Genomic DNA, 13,748 nt, shown 5'->3' with positions numbered 1-13,748 from the left:
ATCGTAACGCGTATTTTCAGGGCGCGGCGCTTAGGAATTGCTGAGCGGCATGAGCTTTTGCTTGAGCAGCGTGAAGTCGATGGGCTTCACCAGGAAGTCGCTGGCGCCGAGCTGCATGGCTTTAGAGTAGCTTTCGGAATCGCCGTAGGCCGTGATTATCATCACGGTGGGGGGCGGAATGGGGTGTTCCACCTTGATGTTGCGGAGCAGCTCCAAACCGCTCATGCCGGGCATGTTAATGTCAGACAAGATGAGCACCACTTCCGAGTAATGCTGCTCCTGCGAGAGGTAATTGAGCGCCTCTTCGCCCGAAAAAGCGAAGGCAAACGAAAGCAACCCGTCGCGGATTTCGCGCCGGAACCGCTGCTCAAACAGCAGCTTGACATCCAATTCGTCGTCGACAACCAGAATCTTCATCATACAGCATAGGTTAATGCCTGAACATTTTCGCCGTTTACGGGCAGGCAAATCGTAAACTCGGTGTATTCCCCCGGCTTGGAATCCACCGTAATGGTGCCGTTGTGGCCTTTGGTCACAATATCATAGCTCAACGAGAGGCCCAAGCCCGTGCCTTCGCCAGTGGGCTTGGTGGTAAAGAAGGGCTGGAAAATACGCTGCCGCACGGCGTCAGTCATGCCCGTGCCGTTGTCCTTCACCCGGATGGCGACCTGCCCGTGCGGCAGCTGTTGGGTTTTCACGCAGACCTCGGGCCGGTAGCCATCTTGCCCGAGCTTTTGGCGCTGCTGCACGGCGTAGAAGGCGTTATTGAACAAGTTGAGCAAGACCCGGCCCATGTCCTGGGCCACTACTTCCACAGGTTTCAGGTTGTTGTCGAAGTCGGTGGTGAGGGTGGCGTTGAAGGACTTGTCTTTGGCGCGCAGGCCGTGGTAGGAGAGGCGCATGTATTCGTCGGCGAGGCGGTTGAGGTCGGTGGGCTGGCGCTGGCCGGGGTTGGCGCGGCTGTGCTCCAGCATGCCTTTCACAATGCTGTCGGCCCGGTGGCCGTGGTAGGTAATCTTGTCCAGGTCCTGGGTGAGCTCGTCAACCAGGTCGTCGGCGGTTTTTTTCTCTGCTTCGGGCAAGGTGAGCAGGGGGCCTTCCTTGAGCTCCGTGAGTAGCTCCACGGCCACATCGGCGAAGTTATTGACGAAGTTGAGCGGGTTCTGAATCTCGTGGGCAATACCGGCCGTCAGCTCCCCCAGGCTGGCCATTTTCTCGCGCTCAATGAGCTGGTGCTGTGTGTTTTGCAGGTTGTCGAGCGTTTGCTGCAGGGCGGCGGTGCGCTGCTGCACCAGCCGCTCCAGGGTTTCATTTTGTTGGGCCAGGAGCTGTTGCTTTTCGTGCTGCTGGGCCAGGGTTTGGCTCGAGAGCCGGCGCACCTGGTCGAGCTTGATGGCCAGCAGCCGCCCGTTGAGGGCAAAGCGGCGGGTGAGGAAAAGCGAAATGGCCAGCACCGGGCTCAGAAAGGCTGGAAACGTGAGCAGCGTGTGCAGCGGAATGGACAGGAACTCCACGTGCAGCAGCTTGGCGTGGTACCGGGCCATGTAGGCAAATACCAGCAGCAAGCTCAGCGCCACGCCATACCCGGCCGCAATGATGCCGGCCGCGCGCTTGGTGCGGCGCAGGGCCCCCAGCGTGAGGCGCAGCTGCTCGGCCGTGACCAGCACCATGAATATCACCGTGGGGTACCAGCTCAGTTGCGGGCCAAACGTGAGCAGCAGTAGGCTCACCACGTTGGCCACCCACAAAGAATAATAGATGAGGCTGATGCGCACATTAAACAGGCAGTAGAGGGCGCGCACGGCCAGCATCCCGCCCGTCTGGATGCACACGTAGGAGAGGATATCAGCCACAATCCGCAGGTTGAGCCGATGGATTTCGTCCAGAAACCCGGTGAAGCAAAAGCTGCAGGCCGTGAGCAGGGTGTACAGGGCAAAGTAGATGTTGGCGTTCTGGGTCGAGTTGTAGTAGTAGTAGGCAAAGTGCAGCATGCTCAGCAACAGGAAAGCGCCGAAAAGCAACATGTCCGACGTTTTGAAGGTGGCTTCCTGCTCGAAATTCTGCACCAGCTGCGGCAGCCCGGTCAGGTGCGCTTCCACCAGCATGGGCACGAAAAAGGAATTAAATGCCCGGAAGGGCGCCCACTGCGCAAAGCGCACCGCCAGCACCTGCTCGGCCCCGGCGCTGCTGGCGGGCAGCTCAATGGGTTCGCCATCGGGCCAGTAGGGCTGCACAAGGGCAGGGTTGGCGCTCACGGTGCCGTAGCGGCGCAGCAGCCGGCCGTTAAGGTACACTTCCGATGCCGCGTACTGGAAAATGCTCAGTGCCAAGGCCCGGTGCTGCAGCGCGGGGCCCAGCCGAAACCGCAGCCGGAGCCAGCCAATGCCGGCTTGCTTCACCTGGGGCGGCAGCTGCTCCAGGCCCACGGTTGGGTTTAGGGGCTGCCACTGGCTGTCGTCAAGGTCGGGCCGGGCCCAGTCGGGGTTGTCGCCGGCGTGGAAGGTCCATCCTTTTTCCAGCTCAATTCCGCCGTCCGGCATTTGCTGCAGGGTTACGGCCGGCTGCCGGGCCGGCTGCGCCACCGCCAGCTGCCCGGCCCAAACCAGCAGCAGGAATAACAAAGCTTTTTGCGGCAAAGAGCAAGGCATGGCTTTTCGGTCACGAGAGCAGAAATGAATTGTATTAGTCGCCTGATTTATTGAGCTAACCGATGGTCATTCCTGGGCTTTTATTGGGCTAAAACTGACTGTTGGCGTGGATGGCTAAGGCGGCAAGGCCCTCCGGCTTTGTGGCCGGTTGGGCTACTGGGTGGCCTAAATATAATGTTAACATTGTTTGAATAAATTACACATTATTGCTTAACATTACTTGGGTCCTTCTTCTGTTATGCTTATGCCTCAATCGTTTGCCATGGAAAATGCGATTCCGAGCCGGGGGAGAAGGCTGTTGCTGCCGGTGGTGAAGCTCTGGCAGCGCCTCATCAACATCGGAGTGGAGCCGTCGCTCACGGTTTGGCAGCGGAAACGGGTGCATCTGCTCAATGGCATCAGCCTGGTTACCATTGCCATATATGCGGGCTACGTACTGGTTTTTATGAATTCGCCGGATTGGCTCACCTTCCGGATTTGCCTGAGCGGGGTGTTTCTCAACCTGCCACCGCTGTTCTTCAACTACCACCGCCGCTACGACGCGGCCGCGTACTACTGCATTCTGAGCGTGACCATCTTATGCTCGCTGATTGCCATTGCCCGCAAGTACGACGGGGTAGAATACTACCTGATTTCGAACAGCATCGTGCCCATGCTGTTCTTCCGCAATTTCTGGAAGCTCATCCTCCTCTTTTCGTTGAATGTGGCCGCCTTTTTTGCGGTTCGGCATGCCATTCCGCTGGTTCAGCCCTTGCTCTACGTACCTAACAGCGCCCACTTTTATGATGTCAACGTGCTGCTGGTTTTCATGACGCTGTTTGTGGTGGTCTACTTTTTTCGGACCGAGAATTTCCGTCAGGAGCATTTGCTGACTGTCAAGAATGACTCGCTGGCCGAATCCCTGCAGCACCTGAAAGACACCCAGACCCAGCTCATCCAGCAGGAAAAGCTAGCATCACTGGGAGCCCTCACCGCTGGCATCGCCCACGAGATTCAAAACCCGCTCAACTTCGTCGACAACTTCTCGGAAGTGGGGCTGGAGCTGGTGGAAGAGTTGCGCGAGGGGCTGAACCACGAGGCACTCTCGGAGAAGGGAAAGCAGGCGCTCACTCACGTGCTGGATGATTTGGCCCAAACCCAGCGCAAGGTGAACGAACACTCCGATCGGGCGGGCAGCATCGTGCGCAGCATGCTGCAGCACTCGCGGGCCAGCAGCGGCGAACGAAAGCCCACCGACCTCAATGCACTGGCCGATGAGTACCTGCGCCTGTCTTACCACGGCCTGCGCGCCAAGTACAAGGACTTCAACGCCGCTGTTTCCACCGACTTCAACCTGCGCCTGGGCCCGGTGCCCGTGGTGGTAGAGGACATGGGCCGCGTGCTGCTCAACTTGTTCAATAATGCCTTTTATGCCGTGCGCAAGAAGGCCGAGCAGCTTCCCGCCGGCACCTATAATCCCGCGGTGTCGGTGAGTACCCAGCGCACGGCGCAGGGCGTGATAATCCGGGTGCGGGACAATGGCACCGGTATTCCACCCAACATCATGGATAAGATTTTCCACCCGTTTTTCACTACCAAGCCTCCCGGCGAAGGCACCGGCTTGGGCTTGTCGTTGAGCTACGACATCGTGACCAAGGGCCACAACGGCAGCCTAACCGCAAAGTCGGTGTTAGGGGAGTTTAGCGAGTTTACCGTGTTCCTGCCGACATCAGCCCACTAGCTATTTCCGCCTAACTTCTAGGTTGAGCTATTCTAGGTTGAGCTATTGAAAACCCTGCTTCTGGCCCGCATGTGCCAGGAGTAGCTGCTGGCGGTTATTCCCTAGAGAGGTGGGCCGTGAAAACAGCGGCCAGCGCGGCCGTTTCGGTGCGCAGGCGCGACGCCCCGAGCGTAACCGGCCGGATGCCCCGGCCGCGCGCCAGAGCAATTTCAGCCGGGGTAAAATCGCCCTCCGGGCCAATGAGCACGCAGCAGCCCGCGCCCGCGGCGGCTACGCTGGAAAGGGCCGTGCGCTCATCATCGGCCAAGTGGGCAATGAAGGTGGTGGCGGGGTCAAGGGCATTCACAAACTCCGCGTAATCCGTGAGCTCATCCAGCTGCGGCAGCCACGCCTGCCCCGACTGCTTCAGGGCGCTGATGGCAATTTTCTCGAGGCGCTCCAGCTTCAGTTCGCGGCGCTCGGAGCGGGCGCAGCGCAGAAACGTGATGCGCTCGACGCCCACTTCCACGGCTTTCTCCACGAACCACTCCATGCGGTCGAGGTTTTTGGTGGGGGCCACGGCCACGTGCGTGAAGTAGGAGCGGGGCGGCAGGGTTTCGTGCTGGGTGATGCGCAGCTGGCAGCGCTTGGGGTTGGCATCGGCCACGGCGGCGGCGTAGCGGCCACCCCGGCCGTCGAGCAGCTCCACGGCATCGCCGGGGCCGAGGCGCAGCACCCGCACCGCGTGTTTGCTTTCGTCTTCGGGCAGGGTATAATTGGGGCCGCTGAGGTCGGGCGCGTAGAACGTGTACATGGTTGCAAAGAACGGCATTGAGCCAAAATATGGCTCAGCCAAGCTGAACTCTCTTGCCCAAGCCCAACCATAACCACTGGTTGCCGGCCGCGTAACCTGTAGCTCTTTACCCACTATTATTCCCTATCCGCTTATGAAACTTACCCTCAAAAAACTGCACAACCAGGTTATGGTCATCACCGGTGCGTCCTCGGGCATTGGTTTGGTTACGGCCCGTATGGCGGCCAAAGAAGGCGCCCGGCTCGTGCTGGCGGCCCGCACGGAAGAGGCTTTGCGCCAGCTCACTGCCGAAATAAACAACGCCGGCGGCGAGGCCATCTACGTGGTGGCCGACGTGAGCCAGCCGGCCGATGTGCACCGTATTGCCCAAGTCGCAATCCAGCGCTTTGGCGGCTTCGATACCTGGGTGAACGACGCCGGGGTGTCGATGTACGGCAAAGTGGAGGAAATGCCTATCGAGGACATGCGCAAGCTGTTTGATACCAACGTGTGGGGCCTGATTTACGGCTCCCTCGAAGCCGTGAAGCACCTCAAACTCCGGGGCGGTACCCTCATTAATATTGGCAGTGTGCTGTCAGAAGCCACGGCCATCCTCCAAACCGTCTACAGCGCCAGCAAGCACGCCGTGAAAGGCTTCACCGATGGCCTGCGCATGGAACTGGAAATGGAGGGCGCCCCGGTGGCCGTGTCGCTCATCAAGCCGGCCGCCATCGACACGCCTTACACGCTCCACGCCAAGAATTTCATGGACCGCGAGCCCCAGCACGCCCCGCCGGCCTACGCGCCCGAGATTGTGGCCGATGCCATTCTGCACTGCGCCGAAACCGGCCAGGCGGAGGTGACCGTGGGCGGTGGGGGCAAGGCGATTACCACTATGGCGCACTATGCCCCGCGCCTCACCGACAAGTTCATGGAAAAGGTGTTTTCGCGGCAGTCTAAAGCAGCCCGCCGTGCTCAGCCGCGTAGCGATAATGGCCTCGACCATGCCGCTGCCCATTTGGAAGAGCGCGGCAATTACCCCGGCCACACCCGCGAAACCAGCATTTACACCGCCGCCACCACGCACCCGCTGGTAACGGCTGCCGTGCTGGCCGGGGCCGGCGTGGGGCTGGCCGCCGTCATGAGCCGCTCGGGTAAGGCCAGCGCCGGTAAGGTGAAGGAACCGCAATCGTAGCACTGGCTCCTGCGGGCTCTAAAACGCTGTGGGACGGGCGGGCTGTGGCCCGTTCGCACCACGGCGTTTTGGTATGCTGATTAAGTTAACCATCTAATTATTGGTATATTAACCCGGTAATAACGCCTGTCTGAATGGTCTGCTGCCATGCGAGACAGACCTGGCCAGCCCCTGCTGAAAGTAGCAGCGCCCGGGCCTTCTACACCAACTTGATTCTCCTTGCTGTATGAAAAGGCGAAAATTTCTCTTGTCGATGGCGGCTGGGGTTCCCGCTGTAGCCATACCGCCTGCCTTTGGGCTACATGCCGTGGCCCCGGGCAAGGGCTTTAAGGTAGCGGCCGGGGAAGGGCGCTTTCATGGCCATATCCAATTGAAAGGTGTCAACGCTAATGTTTTGGATGTGAAAGTGTCGGGCAAAGACACGGCCGGCGCTTTGGCCATATTTGAGCAAACCAGTCTTTCGCCCAAAAGAGGCACGCCGCTGCATCTGCACCATTCTCAGGACGAAATATTTACCGTGCTGGAAGGGGAGTATTACTTCCAGGTGGGCGACCAGAAATTTCAGCTCAAGTCGGGCGAGTGCATTTTCCTGCCCAGAAAAGTGCCCCATGCGTGGACGCAGGTTTCTGAGCGCGGAAAAATGTACGTAACGCTGCAGCCTGCGGGCAAGCTAGAGGAGTTCTTTGTAGCCCTGGCGGCCCTGACGCATGAGCCAACCCCGGCCGAAATGGCTCAACTTTTTGCGGCTCATGAAATGAAGATAGTAGGGCCGCCCCTGGCCGTGGACTGAGCTGGGCTTTCGCTTAATGCTTCCTGCTAAGCGGGGAACAACGCCAAACGCCCCGCTGGCTCGATAGCCAGCGGGGCGTTTTTGGGCTGCAATCGGCAAGAACCTAAGCAGTAGCGGTGGCCTCGGCGGCTACTTTCGGCGCGCCGGCCATTATTTCTTCATTCGCAAAGTCGGCGTACTTCTTGAAGTTTTCCACGAACTTATCGGCCAGCGAAGCGGCGGTTTTATCGTAGGCTTCTTTGTCGGCCCAGGTGTTGCGGGGGTCCAGGATTTCGGCGGGCACGCCGGGCACCGCGCCGGGTACTTCCACCCCAAACACGGCGTGCTTGGTGAACTTCACTTGGTCGAGCAGGCCGTTGAGGGCGGCCGTAATCATGGTGCGGGTATAGCTCAACTTCATGCGGTGGCCCACGCCGTAGCTGCCGCCGGTCCAGCCGGTGTTAATGAGCCACACGTTGATGTCGGGGTTTTCGTCCATCTTCTTGCCCAGCATCTCGGCGTACTTGGTGGGGTGCAGGGGCAGGAATACGGCGCCGAAGCAGGCCGAGAACGTGGTTTGCGGCTCAGTTACGCCCATTTCGGTGCCGGCCACCTTGGCCGTGTAGCCCGACATGAACAGGTACATAGCGTGGCTCTTGTCGAGCTTGCTGATGGGAGGCAGCACGCCGAAGGCATCGGCGGTCAGGAAGAAAATGTTCTTGGGGGCATCGGCCACCGAAGGCTCGATGGCGTTGTCGATGAAGTTGATGGGGTAGGCCGCGCGGGTGTTTTCCGTTACCGACTTGTTGGTGTAGTCCACCGTGTTGGTGCCGGGGAGGAAGCGCGTGTTCTCCACAATGGAGCCGAACCGGATGGCGTCCCAAATCTGGGGCTCCTTCTCCTTGCTCAGGTCTATCACCTTGGCGTAGCAGCCGCCTTCAAAGTTGAAGATGCCGGCATCGGGCGTCCAGCCGTGCTCGTCGTCGCCGATGAGGCCGCGGTTGGGGTCGGCGGAAAGGGTGGTTTTGCCCGTGCCGGAGAGGCCGAAGAAAATGGCGGTGTCGCCAGCTTCGCCCACGTTGGCCGAGCAGTGCATGGGCAGTGTGTTGCGCTCATGCGGCAAAATGTAGTTCAGCACGCCAAAAATGCCCTTTTTCATCTCGCCGGCGTAGCCCGTGCCGCCAATCAGAATCATCTTCTTGGTGAAGTTGATGATGGCGAAGTTGGGCTGGCGGGTGCCGTCCACGGCGGGGTCGGCTTCGAAGCCCGGCGCGCAGATGATGCTGAAATCGGGCGTCCAGCTGGTATCAGCCCCGGCTTCGGGGCGCAGGAACATGTTGTAGCAAAAGAGGTTGTGCCAGGCCTGCTCGTTCACGATGCGCAGCTTGAGCTGGTAGTCGGGGTTGGCGCCGGCGTAGGCTTCGCGCACGTACAGCTCTTTGGTGGCCAGGTACGCCACCATTTTCTGGTGGAGCTGGTCAAACTTGTCGGCCTCGAACGGGATGTTGATGTCGCCCCACCACACGCTGTCTTCGGTGTTGGCATCCTTCACCACAAACCGGTCCTTGGGCGAGCGGCCCGTGAATTTGCCGGTGTCGGCCATCAGTGCGCCGGTGTCGGTGAGGTGGCCTTCGCCATTGCGCAAAGCGTGCTCAATGAGGGCAGCAGGGGACAAATTAAGGTGCACGGTAGCCGTTTCGTTGAAGCCAAGGGCCTGCAAACGATTGCGGGAGGTATCAGCAAGCGTGGTGGATTCTTGCATGGGGAGAAAAGTGTTGGGTGGGAGTTTGCTTGTGTGAGGGTGCAAAGGTAGAAATCCCCGGGCTTCGGGCAGTGAAACAATTCGTTTCTTTAACGGGACAAATTAAACCTTGTCTGATAAATTGTTTACTATTGAATACGAAAGGTCCACTATTGAGCTTGTGCAAGCAGTATTAATATAACGTATGAATTTCATTAGGTTTGCTTTGTCCCTACTATTATTTCCGATTTATGGCAACTGATATCGCGCGCTACAACGGGATTTACGGCGACAGCAAGGCGCAGATTTCGCACGATTACCTCCAGAGCCAGCTTATTGTGCCCCGGCAGCGCCTCACCGACTGGGGCCTGAAGCCCCACCTGCACGAAAACCTGTTTCAGCTGTTTTTTCTTGAAGCGGGCCGCGCTTCCTTCGAAGCCCCGGAAGTAGTGGAGCTGACCACGCCCTGCCTCGTCATCATCCCGGCCAATACGGTGCACGGTTTCACCTTCAGCCCGCAGGTGAAGGGCCGCACGCTCACGCTCTCCGAAGCCCTGCTCGATACCATCCTGCAGGCCGCGCCCGGCGTGCTGGTGGAGCTAAACACCGTGCACATCCTGTCCGATTTCAGCTCCGAAGTAAGCTTTGCCGATTTGCTGGCGCTGGAGCAGCAGATTCACGAGGAAATCTACTCGGAGCTGCCCGGCAAGCAGCTGGCGCTGAACGGCTACTTCAAGCTGCTGTTTGTGAAGATATTCCGGCTGCTGCACCACAACCGCCGCAAGGAGGAAAGTCCCAACCGCGCCCTGCACTACTTCCGCGAGTTTCAAAAAGCCATTGAGCGCACCGCGCCCTTCGACAAGAAGATTTCGGAATTTGCCCGGGAGCTCAAGATTACGCAGGTCCACCTCAACCGCATCTGCCAGGCCGTGAAGGGCAAAACGGCCCAGCAGATTGTGCAGGCCCACACCATTCGCAAGGCCCACAATTACTTGCTCTACACCTCGCTCTCGGTGGCAGAAATTGCCTACGAGCTGCAGTTTGTGGACCCCGGGTACTTCACCCGGTTTTTCCGCAAGCAAACCGGCCTCTCGCCCGGCGCCTACCGCGCCAAGGCCTACCGCAGCGAGAGCCCCGCCAAAGCGGCTACGCTGGAGCCCACCGAATCAAGCGAGCCGGCCGCGGGCTTCATAATGCCGAAACTTTCCTAGATTTACCGTGCCCGTATTGCATTGCTTGCGCATGGGGGCTGGTTTTTTTCGCTTCCCACCTCATTTCTCATCCTAGTTTTCCTCATGCAAACCATTCCTGCTCAAACCGAGCAACCCCTGTCAGCGGAATCCACGAGCCACCCGCGCGGGCTGTACCTGCTGTTCGCGACCGAAATGTGGGAGCGGTTCAGCTACTACGGCATGCGGGCCGTGCTCGTGCTGTTCCTCACCAAGGCCATGATGATGGACAAGGCCTTCGCGTCCAAATTCTACGGCGGCTACACCAGCCTGGTGTACCTCACCCCGCTCATCGGTGGCTTTATCTCTGACCGCTACTGGGGCAACCGGCGCTCCATTCTCACGGGTGGTTTGCTCATGGCGCTGGGGCAGTTCACGCTGTTTTTCTCGGCTTCGAACTATGGTCCCGAGAGCACCCACGCCCTCAGCCACTGGCTGCTGTACCTGGGCCTGGGCGTGATGATTGTGGGCAACGGCTTCTTTAAGCCTAATATTTCGAGCATGGTGGGCTCCCTCTATTCCCCCGCCGACAAGCGCAAGGATGCGGCCTACACCATCTTCTACATGGGCATCAACCTGGGCTCGTTCATTGGCAACACCATCACCAGCCTCATCGGCGACACCGGCAATCCGGCCGACTTCCGCTGGGCCTTCTTAGCCTGCGGCATTGCCATGCTGCTGGGTACCGTGGTATTCAATTGGGGCAAAGACAAGTATCTGCGCACGCCCGAGGGGGTGCAGGTGGGCGAAACGCCGGCCATTTCGGGCGGTATCATGGGCGTGTATGCCTTGCTGCCGGTGCTGTTGGCCATTATTCTAGGCATTCTGTGGCTCGATTCCGCCAAGTTCCCCACCATTGCCCCGCTGCTGGGCGTAGCCGTGTTGGGCATCACCTACATGATTTTCAGTGATAAATCGTTGAGTGGGGCCGATGTCAAGGGCATTATGGTCATTTTCATCGTGTCCTTCTTCGTGGTATTCTTCTGGGCAGCTTTCGAGCAGGCCCCGGCCTCGCTCACGTTCTTTGCCGACGAGCAGATGAACCGGACCATCTTCGGCTTTACCCTGCCGGCCAGTATTTTCCAAAACCTGAACGCCATCTTCGTGGTGGTGGGCGCGCCGCTCATGGCCATGGTCTGGACGGCCCTGGGCCGCCGCGGTGCCGAGCCGCCATCCCCCCTCAAAATGGCCATGGGCCTGGCCTTCCTGGCAGCCGGCTACCTGGTCATGTGCTTTGGCGTGCACAACCTGCAGCCCGGCGTGAAAGTGAGCATGTTCTTCCTGGTAGCGCTCTACTTCCTGCACTCAGTTGGCGAACTGTGCCTGTCGCCCATCGGCCTGTCCCTCGTAAACAAGCTGGCTCCGGTGAAATTTGCTTCCCTGCTGATGGCCGTTTGGTTCCTGGCCAACGCCGCTGCCAACTACCTGGCCGGCTACATGAGCAGCCTGTACCCCGACCCCAAATCGACCGCTCCGGCGCCGGTGTTGCTCGGCTTCCACATCACCAACCTCTACGATTTCTTCATGGTCTTCGTAGTATCGGCCGCTGTAGCTGCTGGCATCCTGTTCCTTATCAGCGGCAAGCTGGCCAAGATGATGGACGCCCGCAACTACCCCGCACCTGTCCCGCAAGTGTAAGGTTAGCTCGGTATTATTTGCAAAAAAGCCCCCGGCGCTGTAGTGCCGAGGGCTTTTTTGTGGCTTTTGGTTCTTTGCTTTAAGTGAACGTGCCTAATCAAGGCGGCTTTTTGGACAACCGGCAACATCTTTAACCCACCGTCTGTCATGCTGAGCTGGCGAAGCATCTTATCAGGTCAGCACGATTCGTTCTAACTTGATAAGATGCTTCGCCAGCTCAGCATGACAGACGTAGTATTGAGTTAGGTATAGCCCAACAAAAAGCCCCGCTGGCATTGCCAGCGGGGCTTTTGTATTCACAGCGAAGGGCTGTAAACGGCTTGACTTACATCATGCCGCCCATGCCGCCCATGCCACCCATACCACCGTCACCGCCGTGGGCATGGCCGTTGTCCTTGGGCTCGGGCTCGTCCGAAATCACAGCTTCGGTCGTCAGCAGCAAGCCGGCGATAGAAGCAGCGTTCTCCAGCGCAAGGCGGGTTACTTTGGTCGGGTCGATGATACCAGCGGCCACGAGGTTTTCGTAACGGTCTTCGCGGGCATTATAGCCGTAGTCGCCGCTGCCTTCGCGTACCTTCTGTACTACCACCGAGCCTTCGCCACCCGAGTTCTGCACGATGCAGCGCAGGGGCGCCTCAAGGGCCGTGCGGATGATGTTCACACCCGTGCGCTCGTCGGAGTTGCGGGTTTCCACAGCTGCCAGAGCTTCAATGGCACGCACCAGGGCCACGCCGCCGCCGGGTACCACGCCTTCCTCAACGGCGGCGCGGGTAGCGTGCAGGGCATCGTCAACCCGGTCTTTTTTCTCTTTCATTTCCACTTCCGTCGAAGCACCGATGTAGAGAATGGCCACACCGCCGCTCAACTTAGCGAGGCGCTCCTGCAGTTTCTCTTTGTCGTAGTCCGAGGTAGTGGTTTCCATCTGCGCCTTAATCTGGCTGATACGGCCGGTGATGGCCTCTTTCGAGCCCTTGCCGTTCACGATGGTGGTGTTGTCTTTGTCGATGATGATTTTCTCAGCCGTGCCGAGGTACTCCAACGTCGCGTTTTCGAGCTTGTAGCCCTGCTCTTCGCTGATGACGGTACCACCCGTGAGGGTGGCAATGTCTTCCAGCATGGCCTTGCGGCGGTCGCCGAAGCCAGGAGCCTTCACGGCCGCGATTTTCAGCGAGCCGCGCAGCTTGTTTACCACCAGCGTAGCTAGGGCTTCGCCGTCAACATCTTCGGAGATGATAACCAGGGGCTTGCCGGTCTGGAGCACTTGCTCGAGCACGGGCAGCAGCTCCTTCATGGTGCTCACCTTCTTGTCGTAGATAAGCACGTAAGGCGAGTCGAACTCCACCTCCATTTTCTCCGGATTGGTCACGAAGTAAGGGGAGAGGTAGCCGCGGTCAAACTGCATGCCTTCCACCGTTTTAACTTCGGTTTCGGTGCCACGGGCTTCTTCTACCGTGATAACGCCTTCCTTGCCCACTTTGTCCATGGCATCGGCAATCATCTGGCCGATTTCCATGTCGTTGTTGGCCGAAATGGCGCCCACCTGGGCAATTTCGGCCGAGTTCTCAATCTTCTTCGACTGGGACTTCAGGTTGGCTACCACGGCGTGCACGGCCTTGTCGATGCCGCGCTTCAGGTCCATCGGGTTAGCCCCGGCGGCTACGTTTTTGGAGCCGGCGGTGTAGATGGCCTGGGCCAGTACGGTAGCCGTGGTGGTGCCGTCGCCGGCCTGGTCGGCCGTTTTCGAGGCCACTTCCTTCACGAGCTGGGCGCCCATGTTCTCGATGGGGTCGCGCAACTCAATTTCCTTGGCTACGGTCACGCCGTCTTTGGTAATGGAAGGCGCGCCAAATTTCTTGTCGATGATGACGTTGCGGCCTTTCGGACCGAGGGTCACTTTTACGGCATTCGCCAGTTTGTTCACACCGGCTTGCAAGCGGGCGCGGCCTTCGGTGTCGAATTGGATGTTCTTAGCCATTTCTGGGGTTGGAGTAATTGGGAGGGTGAAATGATGGTTTTTTCGGTCAGTCTAAGCGCGT

10 protein-coding genes are annotated in these 13,748 nt (G+C 59.0%); 5 read left to right on the top strand and 5 right to left on the bottom strand.

The window, feature by feature from the left end:
- Positions 1-30: 30 nt before the first annotated feature.
- On the bottom strand, positions 31-417 hold the full coding sequence (locus tag LJ738_RS15865) for a response regulator (protein ID WP_068195423.1): 387 nt from the start codon (positions 415-417) through the stop codon (positions 31-33).
- Complete coding sequence (locus LJ738_RS15860) at positions 417-2,636, bottom strand: sensor histidine kinase (RefSeq protein WP_227787370.1); 2,220 nt, start codon at positions 2,634-2,636, stop codon at positions 417-419. Before LJ738_RS15860 ends, LJ738_RS15865 begins: the two co-directional genes overlap by 1 nt.
- Positions 2,637-2,892: 256 nt before the next feature.
- On the opposite strand from LJ738_RS15860, the gene LJ738_RS15855 reads away from it, so the two are divergent.
- Positions 2,893-4,368 carry a sensor histidine kinase gene (locus LJ738_RS15855; RefSeq protein WP_227787369.1) on the top strand — a complete coding sequence of 492 codons (1,476 nt, stop codon included), beginning with the start codon at positions 2,893-2,895 and terminating at the stop codon, positions 4,366-4,368.
- Between the two features lie 94 nt (positions 4,369-4,462).
- Here the strand turns inward: LJ738_RS15855 and LJ738_RS15850 are convergent, their stop codons facing one another.
- Complete coding sequence (locus tag LJ738_RS15850) at positions 4,463-5,179, bottom strand: 16S rRNA (uracil(1498)-N(3))-methyltransferase (protein WP_227787368.1); 717 nt, start codon at positions 5,177-5,179, stop codon at positions 4,463-4,465.
- 115 nt (positions 5,180-5,294) lie between these two features.
- On the opposite strand from LJ738_RS15850, the gene LJ738_RS15845 reads away from it, so the two are divergent.
- The gene (locus LJ738_RS15845; RefSeq protein ID WP_227787367.1) at positions 5,295-6,335 is read left to right on the top strand and encodes an SDR family oxidoreductase; all 1,041 of its coding nucleotides are present in this window, start codon (positions 5,295-5,297) and stop codon (positions 6,333-6,335) included.
- Positions 6,336-6,588: 253 nt separating this feature from the next.
- A complete protein-coding gene (locus LJ738_RS15840) occupies positions 6,589-7,125 on the top strand; it encodes a cupin domain-containing protein (RefSeq protein WP_227787366.1) in 537 nt (178 codons plus the stop codon).
- A gap of 103 nt (positions 7,126-7,228) precedes the next feature.
- Here the strand turns inward: LJ738_RS15840 and pckA are convergent, their stop codons facing one another.
- A complete protein-coding gene (pckA, locus tag LJ738_RS15835; protein ID WP_227787365.1) occupies positions 7,229-8,866 on the bottom strand; it encodes a phosphoenolpyruvate carboxykinase (ATP) in 1,638 nt (545 codons plus the stop codon).
- Positions 8,867-9,096: 230 nt separating this feature from the next.
- Between pckA and LJ738_RS15830 the strand changes: the two genes are divergently transcribed.
- The gene (locus LJ738_RS15830) at positions 9,097-10,056 is read left to right on the top strand and encodes an AraC family transcriptional regulator (RefSeq protein ID WP_227787364.1); all 960 of its coding nucleotides are present in this window, start codon (positions 9,097-9,099) and stop codon (positions 10,054-10,056) included.
- Between the two features lie 84 nt (positions 10,057-10,140).
- Positions 10,141-11,712, top strand: coding sequence for a peptide MFS transporter (locus tag LJ738_RS15825; RefSeq protein ID WP_068195408.1), 1,572 nt, complete (start codon positions 10,141-10,143; stop codon positions 11,710-11,712).
- Positions 11,713-12,037: 325 nt separating this feature from the next.
- On the opposite strand, the gene groL is transcribed toward LJ738_RS15825, so the two are convergent.
- Positions 12,038-13,687 (bottom strand): chaperonin GroEL, encoded by a 1,650-nt coding sequence (groL, locus tag LJ738_RS15820; RefSeq protein ID WP_227787363.1) that lies wholly within the window; start codon positions 13,685-13,687, stop codon positions 12,038-12,040.
- Positions 13,688-13,748: the final 61 nt, after the last annotated feature.

The sequence above is a fragment of the Hymenobacter plasmatis genome (assembly GCF_020711255.1).
Classification (GTDB): Bacteria; Bacteroidota; Bacteroidia; order Cytophagales; family Hymenobacteraceae; genus Hymenobacter.
The sequence above is the reverse complement of the archived record's forward strand: the minus strand, read 5'-3'. Positions and strand labels throughout refer to the sequence as shown.